This window comes from Bradyrhizobium sp. CCH5-F6, from assembly GCF_001556045.1.
Taxonomy (GTDB): domain Bacteria; phylum Pseudomonadota; class Alphaproteobacteria; order Rhizobiales; family Xanthobacteraceae; genus Bradyrhizobium.
The window spans coordinates 27,680-41,361 of sequence record NZ_LSIC01000150.1; the positions used below are offsets into that span (position 1 = coordinate 27,680).

14 protein-coding genes are annotated in these 13,682 nt (G+C 65.1%); 7 read left to right on the forward strand and 7 right to left on the reverse strand.

Going from position 1 to position 13,682, the window contains the following annotated elements; all coding sequences use genetic code 11:
- The first annotated feature begins 14 nt into the window (after nt 1–14).
- A complete protein-coding gene (locus AX729_RS26610) occupies nt 15–776 on the forward strand; it encodes a DUF5958 family protein (protein ID WP_197433676.1) in 762 nt (253 codons plus the stop codon).
- A gap of 875 nt (nt 777–1,651) precedes the next feature.
- Here the strand turns inward: AX729_RS26610 and AX729_RS26615 are convergent.
- Nucleotides 1,652–2,494: an AAA family ATPase gene (locus tag AX729_RS26615; RefSeq protein ID WP_061027206.1), complete on the reverse strand. Its 843-nt coding sequence runs from the start codon at nt 2,492–2,494 to the stop codon at nt 1,652–1,654.
- A gap of 106 nt (nt 2,495–2,600) precedes the next feature.
- Nucleotides 2,601–2,846, reverse strand: a complete 246-nt coding sequence (locus tag AX729_RS26620; RefSeq protein WP_028179892.1) for a GlsB/YeaQ/YmgE family stress response membrane protein — start codon at nt 2,844–2,846, stop codon at nt 2,601–2,603.
- Between the two features lie 155 nt (nt 2,847–3,001).
- Here AX729_RS26620 and AX729_RS26625 point away from each other — a divergent pair, with 155 nt between their 5' ends.
- The 3 genes from AX729_RS26625 to sseA all read left to right on the forward strand — a co-directional run bounded on the left by AX729_RS26625 (nt 3,002) and on the right by sseA (nt 5,861).
- On the forward strand, nt 3,002–4,177 hold the full coding sequence (locus AX729_RS26625) for a vWA domain-containing protein (protein WP_061027207.1): 1,176 nt from the start codon (nt 3,002–3,004) through the stop codon (nt 4,175–4,177).
- A 221-nt stretch (nt 4,178–4,398) separates the two neighbouring features.
- The gene (locus AX729_RS26630; RefSeq protein ID WP_061027208.1) at nt 4,399–4,812 is read left to right on the forward strand and encodes a rhodanese-like domain-containing protein; all 414 of its coding nucleotides are present in this window, start codon (nt 4,399–4,401) and stop codon (nt 4,810–4,812) included.
- 197 nt (nt 4,813–5,009) lie between these two features.
- Nucleotides 5,010–5,861, forward strand: a complete 852-nt coding sequence (sseA, locus tag AX729_RS26635) for a 3-mercaptopyruvate sulfurtransferase (RefSeq protein ID WP_061027209.1) — start codon at nt 5,010–5,012, stop codon at nt 5,859–5,861.
- An 18-nt stretch (nt 5,862–5,879) separates the two neighbouring features.
- Here sseA and AX729_RS26640 read toward each other — a convergent pair whose 3' ends face one another.
- A complete protein-coding gene (locus AX729_RS26640; protein ID WP_197433677.1) occupies nt 5,880–6,668 on the reverse strand; it encodes a hypothetical protein in 789 nt (262 codons plus the stop codon).
- Between the two features lie 368 nt (nt 6,669–7,036).
- On the opposite strand from AX729_RS26640, the gene AX729_RS26645 reads away from it, so the two are divergent.
- Nucleotides 7,037–8,209, forward strand: a complete 1,173-nt coding sequence (locus AX729_RS26645) for a L,D-transpeptidase (protein ID WP_061027235.1) — start codon at nt 7,037–7,039, stop codon at nt 8,207–8,209.
- A 57-nt stretch (nt 8,210–8,266) separates the two neighbouring features.
- Here the strand turns inward: AX729_RS26645 and AX729_RS26650 are convergent, their stop codons facing one another.
- Nucleotides 8,267–9,229, reverse strand: coding sequence for a D-2-hydroxyacid dehydrogenase family protein (locus AX729_RS26650; RefSeq protein WP_061027236.1), 963 nt, complete (start codon nt 9,227–9,229; stop codon nt 8,267–8,269).
- 130 nt (nt 9,230–9,359) lie between these two features.
- Nucleotides 9,360–9,575, reverse strand: a complete 216-nt coding sequence (locus AX729_RS26655; protein ID WP_061027211.1) for a hypothetical protein — start codon at nt 9,573–9,575, stop codon at nt 9,360–9,362.
- A 234-nt stretch (nt 9,576–9,809) separates the two neighbouring features.
- Here AX729_RS26655 and ettA point away from each other — a divergent pair, with 234 nt between their 5' ends.
- Nucleotides 9,810–11,459, forward strand: coding sequence for an energy-dependent translational throttle protein EttA (gene ettA, locus AX729_RS26660; RefSeq protein ID WP_061027212.1), 1,650 nt, complete (start codon nt 9,810–9,812; stop codon nt 11,457–11,459).
- 7 nt (nt 11,460–11,466) lie between these two features.
- On the forward strand, nt 11,467–12,693 hold the full coding sequence (locus tag AX729_RS26665) for a lytic murein transglycosylase (RefSeq protein ID WP_061027213.1): 1,227 nt from the start codon (nt 11,467–11,469) through the stop codon (nt 12,691–12,693).
- An 81-nt stretch (nt 12,694–12,774) separates the two neighbouring features.
- Here the strand turns inward: AX729_RS26665 and AX729_RS26670 are convergent, their stop codons facing one another.
- Nucleotides 12,775–13,059 (reverse strand): hypothetical protein, encoded by a 285-nt coding sequence (locus AX729_RS26670; protein ID WP_061027214.1) that lies wholly within the window; start codon nt 13,057–13,059, stop codon nt 12,775–12,777.
- Between the two features lie 213 nt (nt 13,060–13,272).
- Nucleotides 13,273–13,602: a hypothetical protein gene (locus AX729_RS26675; RefSeq protein ID WP_061027237.1), complete on the reverse strand. Its 330-nt coding sequence runs from the start codon at nt 13,600–13,602 to the stop codon at nt 13,273–13,275.
- Between the last annotated feature and the right edge of the window lie 80 nt (nt 13,603–13,682).

Here is a 13,682-nt window from a genome sequence, read left to right on the forward strand (position 1 = left end):
GGTGCAGCGCCGCCATGGGTGGCACGATGCTGAATGTCCACGAAGAGATCCTGTTGAACCAATTGGCGCAGGGGATCGCAAGCGATGCAGAAGGGGAGGCTTGGTTCGGCGCGCAGAGCGGGGACAACAAGCGCAGGCTGCTTCGCGGCTTAGGCAACTTCATATTGCAGGCAGGGCCTAAGCCTGAAGATGCGGCAATTGCAATTGCGGAGTCGCAGCTGAAGCCGACGCTTACCCCGTGCGTCTTGATTGCAATGCCCAACCTCCGGGTTCAATTGGCGAAGGTGGCGACGCTTCCGGAATTTGAGCTGCCTCGCGTGTTTCGACTCCTCATCAAGTTGCTCGCCGCTGCAGACGGCAGGCGACGAAAGGAGCAACCGCCGGATCTCGTAAACCATTGGTGGCACCGAGACTTGAGCGACCCGGACGTCGTGAACGACATCAAACGAAAGCGGGGAGCAGCGCTTCTGGAAAGCTTGCTTTCTTTTGTCCGGACAGAGACGTTGACTCAAAAGGAAATCACGCTTGGCACCGACATCGCCTGGGATTTGGGCGTCGACGGAGAGGACGCGCGAGAGTTCGTTGGTCGATTTGCGGGTCAGTTCAACGTCGACATGTCGGAGTTCGATTTTGACATGTATTTTGGCGGGGAAAGATTTGAGCTGATCGGCCTGATGAGGTCGCTCTCTGGGCCGAGAACCAAGGCACCTATGACGGTGGGGCTTCTTTTCGGAGCGGCGGAACAGGGGCGCTGGCCTCGCAATTCCGGGGCTTGAGGCCTCGAACAATCCCATCTTTCGTTGCCCGTCGGGCAAAATACCCCGCAACCCGTCAATCCCTTCCCGCGAAAATATTCCACTTTACCGAAATTCGGAATTGCGGCATACATCACACAGCCCGGCCCGACGGAGAGGGGCGGTTCGCGAGTCGTTCGAAACGCGGGCCGGGTTGCGGTGGACGCGGCAGCGTCGGCACGAAAGGTGCGGGCAGGGCGGGTAGTCCCTGTGAGCCCGTGGCCGCGTGCAGACGAACGGCGCTGAAGTCCGGCGAAGCCTCTTGGCGAAGCCGGATGAGCTGCGTACGGCAAAACCGTGTGGTCCTGGCCGTCGTTGCCACGGTCAAGCCTGTCTGCGGAGATGTGCGCGAGCCCAACCGGGTGGACGGCATCGTCAATTCGCGGGGTGAGGGAGGCCAGAGGAAAGTTCGGCTCCCGGGAGAGCACGGCATACGCCGTCCGACCATCGCGCAGGGAAGGCCGTGTGTACGGCCACACCTGTATGCTGCTGTGCGGTTTTTCTGCGCGTGCGTTTCGCGCAGCAGACCGTGGGTGCGAGCCGGCACCCGGCCTTCCCTGCGCCCTCTTCTGTTGGGGCGATGGAATGATGCAAAGCTCGGGCGAGATGCGCCGCGAGGCTGCGAAGGCGTGTCTGCAAGCGAGCTGGACGGGAAGAGCGGATCCGTTGCGTCACACTCCGTCATTGCGAGCGAAGCGAAGCAATCCAGAAATCCCTCCGCGGAAAGATTCTGGATTGCTTCGTCGCAAGAGCTCCTCGCAATGACGTGGAGAGAGTGTGTCCCACACTCCGCTCTCGTGCCCCGGACGCAGCGCAGCAGCGTTGCACGCTGCAGCGCGTCCGGGACACGAGACGTCTCACACTTCCCGTCGGCTCAGGAACGCCAGCCGCTCGAACAAATGCACGTCCTGCTCGTTCTTGAGCAGCGCGCCGTGCAGCGGCGGGATCAGCTTGCGCGGGTCGCGCTCGCGCAGCTGCTCGACGCTCATGTCCTCGTTGAGCAGCAGCTTCAGCCAGTCGAGCAGCTCCGACGTGGAGGGCTTCTTCTTCAGCCCGGGCACCTCGCGCACCTCGAAGAAGATGCGCAGCGCTTCTTCGACCAGGCGCTTCTTGATGCCGGGGAAGTGGACGTCGACGATGCGGCCCATCGTGTCGGCGTCGGGGAACTTGATGTAGTGGAAGAAGCAGCGGCGCAGGAAGGCGTCCGGCAGCTCCTTCTCGTTGTTGGAGGTGATCATCATGATCGGGCGCTGCTTGGCCTTGATCGTCTCGCCGGTCTCGTAGACGTGGAATTCCATGCGGTCGAGCTCGAGCAGGAGGTCGTTGGGGAATTCGATGTCGGCCTTGTCGATCTCGTCGATCAGCAGCACCGGGCGCTGCTCGGCCGTGAAGGCCTCCCACAGCTTGCCGCGCTTGATGTAGTTCTTGATGTCGGACACCCTGCTATCGCCGAGCTGGCTGTCGCGCAGGCGCGAGACCGCGTCGTATTCGTAGAGGCCCTGCTGCGCCTTGGTGGTGGATTTGATGTGCCAGGTCAGAAGCGGCGCGTTCAGCGCCTTCGCCACTTCCTCCGCCAGCACCGTCTTGCCGGTGCCGGGCTCGCCCTTCACCAGGAGCGGGCGCTCGAGCACGATCGAGGCGTTGACGGCGACCTTGAGATCGTCGGTCGCAACATAGTCCTTGGTGCCGGTAAATTTCATTGCGCGTCCTTGTTGGTCGTCGTCGTGAGGCAATGCCAATTTCGTTGCCTCGGTCACGACAAGCGAACGGCCGCGCATGGCGGCCGTTCCTGGTTCGGTCAGGCTTTCAGACCCGTTTTATCAGCGAAAGGATCACCAGCACAATCACCGCGCCAATCGTGGCGTCCACGATGGCGCCGACCGTGCCGGTGGCGAGCTGGATATGCAGCTGGGGCAGCACCCAGCCCGCAACCAGGGCGCCGATGATGCCGACGACGATGTTGCCAACCAGTCCAAATCCCGCCCCGTGGACAATCTTGCCCGCGAGCCAGCCTGCGATCGCGCCAATGATGAGCGCTGCGAGAATTCCCATTGCAAACGTCCCCAAAACAACCCCGTGAGAAGGCCAATTCTAGAGCAAAAAGGCGGCGGGTCCACCCGCGCTCGCGATTTCGCTTCACCTCTTCCCTAGCGGGCAGAGGTGGAGCGCCCCTTGACGTTCGCCACCCGACGGGCAATCTGTCACCCATGTTCCTGCAATTCTTCACCTCTCTGCGCGACGCGCAGGTCCCCGTGACGCTGCGCGAATACCTCACACTGGTGGAGGCGCTCGACGCCGACCTTGCGGACTATTCGGTCGAGAATTTCTACTATCTGTCGCGCACCGCGCTGGTGAAGGACGAGCGCAATCTCGACAAGTTCGACCGCGTCTTCGGCACGGTGTTCAAGGGGCTGGAAAGCCTGCTCGAGGCCATGGACAAGGCGGAGATCCCCGAGGAGTGGCTGAAGAAGCTCGCCGAGAAGTACCTGACGGAAGAAGAGAAGAAGCAGATCGAGGCCATGGGCTGGGACAAGCTCATGGAGACCTTGAAGAAGCGCCTCGAGGAGCAGAAGGGCCGGCACCAGGGCGGCTCGAAGTGGATCGGCACCGCCGGCACCTCGCCGTTCGGCGCCCACGGCTACAATCCCGAAGGCGTGCGCATCGGCCAGGAGAAGAACCGCAACAACCGCGCCGTGAAGGTGTGGGACAAGCGCGAGTTCAAGGATCTCGACGGCAATGTCGAGCTCGGCATCCGCAACATCAAGGTGGCGCTGCGCCGCCTGCGCAAATTCGCGCGCACCGGCGCGCCCGACGAGCTCGATCTCGATACCACCATCCGCGAGACCGCCAATCACGGCTATCTCGACGTGCACATGCGCCCCGAGCGGCGCAACGCGGTGAAGCTGCTGGTGTTCTTCGACATCGGCGGCTCGATGGACGCGCATATCGAGCAGGTCGAGGAGCTGTTCTCGGCGGCGAAGAGCGAGTTCAAGCACATGGAGTATTTCTACTTCCACAACTGCCTCTATGAAGGCGTGTGGAAGCAGAACAAGCGCCGCTTCACCGACCGCACGCCGACCTGGGACGTGCTGCACAAATACCCGCACGACTACAAGGTCGTGTTCGTCGGCGACGCCTCGATGAGCCCTTACGAGATCATGGTGCCCGGCGGCTCGGTCGAGCACGTCAACGAGGAGCCGGGCTCGGTCTGGCTCGATCGCATCATCCGCACCTATCCGCACACGGTGTGGCTGAACCCGGTGCAGCAGAAGCACTGGGATTATTCGGAATCGACCACGATCATCCGCCGCATCTTCGCCAACCGCATGTACCCGATCACGATCGAGGGGCTTGAGAGCGCGATGAAGGAATTGACGCACTGATGCATGAGTGAGGCCGGCTCTGCCGGCGACGGGACTGCGCTCCCTCCCTCGCTTGCGGGGAGGGGTGGGGAGAGGGTTCTCTCCACGAGCGATGCTCCCCAAGAGGAGAGAGCCCTCACCCGCATCGCTTCGCGCTGCGACCTCTCCCGCAAGCGGGAGAGGTGACCCTACCCTAAGCAACTCGCTCGGGGACGACGACGTAACAAGAGGGAGAACCCACAATGCCCCAGACCATCACCCGCGGCATCAAGGCGCTGATCGACGAGGCCAATGCCGAGATCGAGACGCTCTCCGCCAAGGACGCCATCGAGATCTCCAAGAACGGCGATGTCGTCATCGTCGACATCCGCGACCCCCGCGAGATCGAGCGCGAGGGCCGCATCCCGGGCGCGTTCTCCTGCACCCGGGGCATGCTCGAATTCTGGATCGATCCGCAGAGCCCCTATGCCAAGCCGATCTTCCAGGAGGACAAGAAGTTCGTCTTCCACTGCGCCGGCGGCCTGCGCTCCGCGCTCGCGGCCAAGACCGCCCAGGACATGGGCCTCAAGCCCGTCGCCCACATCGCAGGCGGCTACGCCGCCTGGCGCGATGCCGGCGGGCCGACGGAGGCGTGGGAGCCGAAGAAGAAGGGGTGAGCGTACTGCGCTGTCGCGCCAATCTCCGCCGTCATTCCCCGCGAAAGCGGGGAATCCAGTACGCCGCGGCCCCTCGGCTCAATCACAACTGCCTCTGAAATACTGGATCGCCCGGTCTAGCCGGGCGATGACAGCGGAGTTTGACGGGCTAAGGCTCCGTCTCTCGCGCGCCCCGGAATGACCACAAGGATGCATCAATGGCCACCGACCCCCTCGTCTCCACCGAATGGCTCGCCGCCCACATCAACGACGCCAATGTCAAAGTGCTCGACGCCAGCTTCAAATTGCCCGGCGTGCTGCCGCTGCCGAAGGACGACTATCTCGCCGCGCATCTGCCGGGCGCGGTATTCTTCGACGTCGATGCGGTGTCGGATCATTCCAATCCGCTGCCGCACATGTTTCCGAGCGCCGAGCAGTTCGGTCGCGACGTCGGCAATCTCGGCATCGGAAATAGCGACACCGTCGTGCTCTACGATGCCGGCGGCTGGGTCGCCGCGCCCCGCGCATGGTGGATGTTCCTGTCCTACGGCCACGGCAATGTGCGCATCCTCAATGGCGGCCTGAAGAAGTGGCGCGCCGAAGGTCGTCCGGTCGAGAGCGGCGAGGTCAAGCCGAAGCCGGCAACCTTCAAGGCGAGCTACGATCCAAAGCGCGTGCGCAGCATGCAGCAGCTGATCGCCAACGTCGAAAGTCGCAAGGAGCAGGTGATCGACGCGCGCGCCGCCGAGCGTTTCGAGGGCCGCGCGCCGGAGCCGCGTCCGGGCATCCGCTCCGGACACATCCCCGGCGCCCGCAACGTGCCCTACAATCTGCTGTTCGATGCTGCGACCGGCGAGATGAAGCCGCTGGATGACCTCCGCGCCGCCTTCACCGGCGCCGGCGTCAAGCTCGACGCACCGATCGTGACGAGCTGCGGCTCGGGCGTATCGGCCGGCGTGCTGACGCTCGCGCTCTATCGCCTGGGGATCACCGACACCGCGCTCTATGACGGCTCGTGGTCGGAATGGGGCCAGGCCGGCGGCCCGCCGATCGCGACCGGGCCGGCGTAGGCTCGTCGCGCTGAAGCATCACCGCGTGCGCGCGGTCGTCGTTGTCGCGAAAGCCGGCTGCGGCTGTCCAAACGGATCGAGCGCCTGCTGCAACTGCTGAGGCGGCGGACGTCGCACCACACGGTGCCGCTTCTTCGCCTTCGCCTTGCGCTTGGTCGCCTTGCTGTCGGAAGCGCTGCCGTCCGCCTTGTTGCTCTCGGCCTTGGCCTTCGCGGGCGTGTCCTTCACGGCGGTGGTCGCGGGTTCGTTCAGCGCGGCTACCTTCGCGGAGGGGACATCGACCGGCGAGGAGGCGAGGGCGGTACTGGGGTCAACCGTCGCCGGCTCGCCGGCGGCAGGCTGGGCCTCGGGGATCGAGGCCGTGGTGTCGGCGGGGGTGAGCGTGTCGGCGAGGGTGAGCGTGTCGTTGGGCGCTGGCGCTTCGGCTTCCGCCGTCGTCTCGGGCTTGGCCGGCTCGGCGGCCGGAGGCGCGGCGTCAGCGACCTGAGGCTGAGCGTCAGCCTCGCTCGTCGGTGCGGCAATCTGCTCGGGCTGGCTCGCAGGCAGTCCGATGGTCGGCACCTGGTCGCGCAGCGACGGTGCGGGATCGGGCGCGATCTCCGGCTCCGCCCGTAACACCGCGAGCACCGGCTGAGCCGGCTCGGGGCTCTGCGCAAACACCTGCTCCGGCGGGCCGTTCCGCCAGGTGGGGTTGCTGACATACTGCTGATGGGTCGCCCGCAGCAGCGCGGCGGCCCCTAGTCCGAACACCAGGATGGAGGTTGACAGCAGGATCGCGGCAAACAGGAAGCGAAAGCCGGGAAGCATCGAGCGATTGCGAATTTCCGCCCCGGCGGCGAGGTGGCCAGGGCCCAAGAGCCATCTGAACGCGGTGACGGTACTGATTGCCGCGTTCGCCACGCGGGGTCGGAGCTCGAAAGGGTGGCGAATCAGGCTGATTCGACCATATCGCAACGCTTCCGCATCGTTCCGTTAAAAATCGCGGCCGAACATTCCGGCAATCGATGCTGCGGCGCGATTTCAGTCCCGTGATGCAACGGGGCAACGGTGGTATTGCGGATCACAAATCGGCAAGTCCGGCGCAAATGAGCCTGATATGTCTTGAATGTGCCGCTATCTTCCGTCATCTGGCCGTTAACGGTCCGATCGGGCTTCGGGACTATACAAGAGCGATGATGATCAAACATTTTCTGACGATATGCGCTGCCGCAACGGTCGCTGCGGCGGGAACCTCGCTCGCTCAGGCTCAGAGCTATCCGGTCCAGCAGGCGCCGAGCTATGGCGCTCCGGCCGAATACCGGCCGGGTGATCGCACGCCGAATTTCGACGCGCTGGACGAGGACGACGAGGCGATGCCGCAGGCCTCTCTGCCGCCGCCCGGTCCGGCGGACGATCCGCGCTACGGCTACGGCCGCCCCGTCGGCCCGCCGCAGGGCCCGGTGATGTCGCCGGATGATCCGCGCTACGGCCGTCCGGCGGGCGCCCCGGTCTATTCGGCGGCGCCGCCCCAGGGGCCCGTGATGTCGCCCGACGATCCCCGCTACGGCCGGCCCGCCGGTCCGCCGCCGGTGATCTATGCCAACCGTCCGGGACAGGGCCAGGCACCGGCCAATGACGGCCTGCGTCCGCCGGAGGCGGTCGGTGGTCCCGCCGCGACCGGGACGGTCCAGGCCGCGCAGCCGCCCGTCGGCGCCGATGGCCGGCCGATGACATTGGCCGCGCTGCCGCCCGAGGAGCAGCCCGATGCTGCGCCGGTGCAGCTGCCGCCGAACCTGCGCCGCCAGGAGGTCGCGTTCCAGACCAAGGAGCCGGCCGGCACGCTCGTGGTCGATACGCCCAACACCTACCTCTATTACGTGCTCGGAGGCGGCCGTGCGATCCGCTACGGCGTCCGCGTCGGCCGCGACGGGTTCACCTGGACCGGCGTGCAGAAGATCACCCGCAAGGCCGAGTGGCCGGATTGGCATCCGCCGACCGAGATGATCGAGCGCCAGCCCTATCTGCCGCGCTTCATGGCTGGGGGCCCCGGCAATCCGCTCGGTGCCCGCGCGATGTATCTGGGCTCGACCGTCTACCGCATCCACGGCACCAATCAGCCCTCGACGATCGGCAAGTTCGTCTCCTCCGGCTGTATCGGCATGCTCAACGAGGACGTCTCCGACCTGTTCGATCGCGTCAAGGTCGGCACCCGCGTGGTGGTGCTGCCGGGCGGCCCGCCGCCGGGAACGGCGACCGCTTCCGCTGCGCCGGCGCCGGGAGCTGCATCCGTCGCGGCTCAGGCCGGCCCGGTCCCCGGCACCCAGCCGACGGTCGTGCCGCCGCTGCCCGCTCCGGTCACCGTGCGCTGAACGCTTCGGCCATCCCAGATTGCAGAAAGGGCGTGCCGTCGGCACGCCCTTTTCATTTCAGGCCAGCCTGCGCGGCAGCTCGCCGCCCCTGGTGAAGGCGTCGATGGCCTCGACCATCTGGCCGTAATGGATGCGCAAGCCGTCCGTGGTGGCGTAGCCGAGATGCGGCGTCAGCACGAGGTTGTCGAGCTTGCGGAAGGGGTGGTCGACCGGCAGCGGCTCGACCGAGAACACGTCCAGCCCTGCGCCTGCGATGCTGCGCTGCTGCAACGCCTCGAGCAGCGCCTGCTCGTCGACGATCGGCCCGCGCGCGGTGTTGACGAGAAAGGCCGTCGGCTTCATCCGCGCGAGATCGGCGCGGCCAACCAGGCCGCGCGAGCGCTCGCTCAGCACCACGTGGATGGTGACGATGTCGGACTTGGCGAACAGCTCCTCCTTGCTGGCGTAGCCGACGCCGGCCTCCTTGCACTTCTCCGGCGTGAGGTTCGGGCTCCAGGCAATCACGTTCATGCCGAACGCTTTCGCGATCCCCGCCATCTTGCTGCCGAGCTTGCCGAGCCCGACGATGCCGAGCGTCAAGCCCTCGATCTCGACGCCGGCAAAGCTCTGCCAGGGTTCGCCGGCATGCATGCGTGCATTCTCGCGGCCGATCCCGCGGGTCAGTTCCAGGATCAGGCCCATGGTGAGCGGCGCCGTCGGGTCGCGCGAATATTGCGTGCCCCCGATTGCGACGCCGCGCGCTTTCGCCGCCTCCATGTCGATCGAAGCGTTGCGCATGCCTGACGTCAGCAGCAGCTTCAGCTTCGGCAGCTTGTCGAACAGGCTCCTGGGGAACGCGGTGCGCTCGCGCATCGCACAGACGATCTCGAAATCGGCCAGCGCACTTTCCGCGGCCTGTTCCGAGGCGAACGGATGGCTGAACACGGTGACGTCGATCCGGTCCGACAGTTTCGGCCAGTCGGCGACGTCGAGGGCGATGTTGAAATAATCGTCGAGAATTGCACAGCGCGGCCGGCTCATCAGTCCCATCCATGGCGAGGGGTGACGGCGCGAGGCGAGGCGCCATCGTTCAGAACCGGACCATGGTTGCGCGCAATCAGACCCGTGCGCAAGCCGCTCGCGCCTTCAAAAATCCGATAGGTAGGAGGGGTCAGAGATCGCGCGCCTTCAGGCGGATCGGCGCATCCATGCCGTGCTTGGCGCGCCAGGCGGGACCGGGTCCACGCATGTAGTGCAGCTCGGGCCGGTACGGGCTGAACGCGGTGGCGAGGAAGCGCTTCCAGAAACCCTTGATCTCCGAGGCGAACCCGGAGACGTGGCCGGCTTCTGCCGGAACAGGAAGAGTATTGGTCTCGATCAGAGCCATGATGCGGCCTCGCTGTGCTCGCCGTTCGTTCTGAGCGGGCGGCGCTGTTTCCGCGCGAAACCGAGCATTCGGCCTGATTTATTAAAAGATGGTTTCAATTGTCCGGATTGCGCCCGGATGGTGTCCGTCCCGTATTCATCCGTGGTGAACGGATGGAAAACGTTGCCCTTTCGGGGCGGGATCGTTACATCGGCGGCAAGCAAATTTCCTCAAATCGAAGGTTTCACGGGACCGATGGCGCGCCAGTTCATCTATTTCATGCAGGGCCTGACCAAGAGCTACCCGACCCGGAAGGTGCTCGATAACATCCATCTGAGCTTCTATCCGGACGCCAAGATCGGCGTGCTCGGCGTCAACGGCTCGGGCAAGTCGACGCTGCTCAAGATCATGGCCGGCCTCGACAAGGAGTACACCGGCGAGGCCTGGGTGGCCGAGGGCGCCCGCGTCGGCTATCTCGAACAGGAGCCGCAGCTCGATCCCAAACTGTCCGTCCGCGAAAACGTCATGCAGGGCGTCGCCAAGCAGAAGGCGATCCTCGACCGCTACAACGAGCTCGCGGTCAACTATTCAGACGAGACCGCCGACGAGATGACCAAGCTCCAGGACGAGATCGAGGCCCAGGGCCTTTGGGATCTCGACAGCAAGGTCGACCAGGCCATGGACGCTCTTCGCTGCCCGCCCGATGACGCCGACGTGACCAAGCTCTCCGGCGGCGAACGCCGCCGCGTCGCGCTGTGCAAGCTGCTGCTCGACCAGCCCGAACTCCTGCTGCTGGACGAACCGACCAACCATCTCGATGCCGAGTCGGTGTCGTGGCTGGAAGGGCATCTGCGCAACTATCCCGGCGCGATCCTGATCGTCACCCACGACCGTTACTTCCTCGACAACGTCACGGGCTGGATTCTCGAGCTCGATCGCGGCCGCGGCATCCCCTACGAGGGCAACTACTCGTCCTGGCTGGTGCAGAAGCAGAAGCGCCTGGAGCAGGAGGGACGCGAGGACGCGGCGCACCAGAAGACGCTTGCCCGCGAGCAGGAATGGGTCGCCTCATCACCGAAGGCGCGCCAGGCCAAGTCGAAGGCGCGCTATCAGCGCTACGAGGAGCTGCTCAAGAAGGCGAGCGAGAAGCAGACCCAGACCGCCCAGATCGTCATTCCCGTCGCCGAGCGGCTCGGCGCCAATGTGGTCGACTTCGAAGGCCTCAGCAAAGGCTTTGGCGATCGCCTCCTGATCGACAATCTCACGTTCAAGCTGCCGCCCGGTGGCATCGTCGGTGTGATCGGCCCCAACGGCGCCGGCAAGACCACGCTGTTTCGGATGATCACCGGACAGGAGAAGCCGGATGCAGGCACGATCACGGTCGGCGAGACCGTGCATCTCGGCTATGTCGACCAGTCGCGCGATGCGCTCGACGGCAAGAAGACCGTGTGGGAGGAAATCTCCGGCGGCAACGAGCTCATCCTGCTCGGCAAGAAGGAAGTCAATTCGCGCGGCTATTGCTCTGCCTTCAATTTCAAGGGGGCGGACCAGCAGAAGAAGGTCGGCGCGCTCTCCGGCGGTGAACGCAACCGCGTGCATCTCGCCAAGATGCTGAAGTCCGGCGCCAACGTGCTGCTGCTCGACGAACCGACCAACGACCTCGACGTCGACACGCTGCGCGCGCTCGAAGAGGCGCTGGAGGATTTCGCCGGCTGCGCCGTCATCATCAGCCACGATCGCTGGTTCCTCGACCGCATCGCGACCCACATCCTGGCCTTCGAAGGCGACAGCCACGTCGAATGGTTCGAGGGCAACTTCCAGGATTACGAGAAAGACAAGATGCGCCGCCTCGGCCAGGACAGCATCATTCCGCACCGCGTGAAGTACAAGAAGCTGACGCGGTGACGGCGGCATGATGCGGCGGGCGCTCATCGCTGCGGTGATCGCGGTCACCTGCGGCTGGTCGTCCGCCCGCGCAGCAGACGCGGCGTTCACGCAGTTCATCGCCTCGCTCTGGCCGGAGGCACAGGCCGCGGGCGTTTCGCGTGCGACGTTCGAGCGAGAGACGCGCGGGCTCGAGCCTGACTACAAGCTGCCCGACCTGCTTTTGCCGGGCCGGCCTGCGACCGGCGCGCCATCGCAGGCCGAGTTCGTGCAGGTGCCGGCCGATTACGTCAGGGAAGCCTCGATCGCGCGGCTCGCGGGCGAGGGGCAGCGGCTGCTGCAGAAATATCGGCCGGTGCTGACCGAGATCGAGAAGAAGTCCGGTGTGCCCGCAACCGTGATGCTCGCAATCTGGGGCCGCGAGACCGATTACGGCCGCTACGCGCTGCCCTACGATCTCGTGCGCGTGCTGGCGACGCAGGCCTATGTCGGCCGCCGCAAGGATCAGTACCGCAACGAGTTCATCCTCTCGCTCAAGATCCTTGGCGAGGGCGCGGTGACGCGCAAGGACATGCGCTCCTCCTGGGCCGGCGCCACCGGGCTGACGCAATTCCTGCCGTCGGAATATTACAAGCATGGCGTCGATTTCGACGGCGACGGCCGCGTCGACATCTGGCATTCGGTGCCGGATGCGCTGGCATCAGCCGCGCAGCAGCTCGTCAACAAGGGCTGGCAAAGTGGCTTGCGCTGGGCCTACGAGGTGCGGGCACCGGCAAGGATCGATTGCACCGCCGGCGTGCCGGAGCTGACGAAGCCGATCGGTCAATGGCTGCGCGAAGGCTTTGTGCCGGTACGCGGAGAAAAGCTCGGTGCCGCCGAGCAGGCGGAGCCGGCCTCGCTGCTTCAGCCCGAAGGCATCTACGGCCCGTCCTTCCTGACCACCAAGAATTACTTCGTCATCAAGGAATACAATTTCTCCGACCTCTACGTGCTGTTCGTCGGCCATCTCAGCGACCGCATGACCAGCCCGCTGCCATTCGCAACGCCGTGGTCGGCTTCGAAGCAGCTGCGCACGAAAGACGTCGAGACCATGCAGCGCGAGCTGACGCGCGTCGGGCTCTACAAGGACAAGATCGATGGCAAGGCCGGCATGCAGACGCGCGCCGCGCTCGGCGCCTACCAGAAGTCGGCAGGCCTCAAGGTCGATTGCTGGCCGAGCGAAGAGGTGCTGCGCTCGATCCAGGCGGGGCGATAGCGGCGGGGCCAAAAGAAAAAGCCCGGCCGATGGTCTCGGCCGGGCTTCGATCGCTGCGCTTGTGAGCGCGGTGCGATCAGATCAGTAGCAGACGCGAACCGGGCGAACGACCCAGCCGTAGCCGTCCCAATAACGCTGGCGCTGCCAGTAGCAGGGCGGGGGCGGCGGGCCGGGCTCGGCCACGTAAACCGGACCACCATAGGCCGGACGGCTCGACGCGATGGCGCCGCCGACGATCGCGCCGCCGATCAGGCCGGCCGCGATACCGGCGCCGATGTTGTCACCGGCTTTCGCCGGCGGGGTCGCGGTCACCAGCGAAGCGGCGACCGTCGCGACCGTGAGGGCGGCAACCAAAGTCTTCTTCATGCTCTTGGCTCTCCTGGGAGATGGACTTCCCCTGTAAGGGATGGCCCGGGTTTCAAAGGTTCACGCACACTCTGATGGAATTTGGCCTTGCGGTTAGGAAGCGCGCAAATGGTCAATCCACGGTAAACGCACACGGAGCTGTGACGAGAAAAAGCGGTCTTTTTCGGGCTCCGAGATGAACGGAGCATCCGTAGTGAACCGGTTAACGACGCCTCAGCCACAAACCCTGACGCGGCGGACGCGCCAGGCATAGCCGTCCCAGAAGCGCTGCTTCTGCCAGACGCAGCCGCCGCCGTAATAGCCGTCGGCGACATAGCCCGGACCCGGCGCGTAGTAGCGCGGCGGGTAGTAGTCGGGCTGGTAATAGCCATAGCCGGGCCCTGGTCCGTAATAATACGGAGAGGCGAGCGCGCCGCCGACGATGGCGCCGCCAATAATCCCGGCTGCGACGCCGGCAGCGACACCGCGCTGCGCCTGGGCCGGCGTTCCGGCCGTCAGGGCCAGGGTGACGATGGCAGCAACTGCCAGGAGCGACTTCTTCATTGGCTTGACCTTCACACAATCACCCGGGGACGCTTCACGCGGGAACTCTTTAAGGACAGAGTTCCATACTTCTCTTGAAT

Coding starts and splice junctions, on each gene's coding strand:
- AX729_RS26610 (WP_197433676.1), top strand. CDS start 15: ATGGGTGGCACGATGCTGAATGTCCACGAAGAGATCCTGTTGAACCAA.
- AX729_RS26615 (WP_061027206.1), bottom strand. CDS start 2,494: ATGAAATTTACCGGCACCAAGGACTATGTTGCGACCGACGATCTCAAG.
- AX729_RS26620 (WP_028179892.1), bottom strand. CDS start 2,846: ATGGGAATTCTCGCAGCGCTCATCATTGGCGCGATCGCAGGCTGGCTC.
- AX729_RS26625 (WP_061027207.1), top strand. CDS start 3,002: ATGTTCCTGCAATTCTTCACCTCTCTGCGCGACGCGCAGGTCCCCGTG.
- AX729_RS26630 (WP_061027208.1), top strand. CDS start 4,399: ATGCCCCAGACCATCACCCGCGGCATCAAGGCGCTGATCGACGAGGCC.
- sseA (WP_061027209.1), top strand. CDS start 5,010: ATGGCCACCGACCCCCTCGTCTCCACCGAATGGCTCGCCGCCCACATC.
- AX729_RS26640 (WP_197433677.1), bottom strand. CDS start 6,668: ATGCTTCCCGGCTTTCGCTTCCTGTTTGCCGCGATCCTGCTGTCAACC.
- AX729_RS26645 (WP_061027235.1), top strand. CDS start 7,037: ATGATCAAACATTTTCTGACGATATGCGCTGCCGCAACGGTCGCTGCG.
- AX729_RS26650 (WP_061027236.1), bottom strand. CDS start 9,229: ATGAGCCGGCCGCGCTGTGCAATTCTCGACGATTATTTCAACATCGCC.
- AX729_RS26655 (WP_061027211.1), bottom strand. CDS start 9,575: ATGGCTCTGATCGAGACCAATACTCTTCCTGTTCCGGCAGAAGCCGGC.
- ettA (WP_061027212.1), top strand. CDS start 9,810: ATGGCGCGCCAGTTCATCTATTTCATGCAGGGCCTGACCAAGAGCTAC.
- AX729_RS26665 (WP_061027213.1), top strand. CDS start 11,467: ATGATGCGGCGGGCGCTCATCGCTGCGGTGATCGCGGTCACCTGCGGC.
- AX729_RS26670 (WP_061027214.1), bottom strand. CDS start 13,059: ATGAAGAAGACTTTGGTTGCCGCCCTCACGGTCGCGACGGTCGCCGCT.
- AX729_RS26675 (WP_061027237.1), bottom strand. CDS start 13,602: ATGAAGAAGTCGCTCCTGGCAGTTGCTGCCATCGTCACCCTGGCCCTG.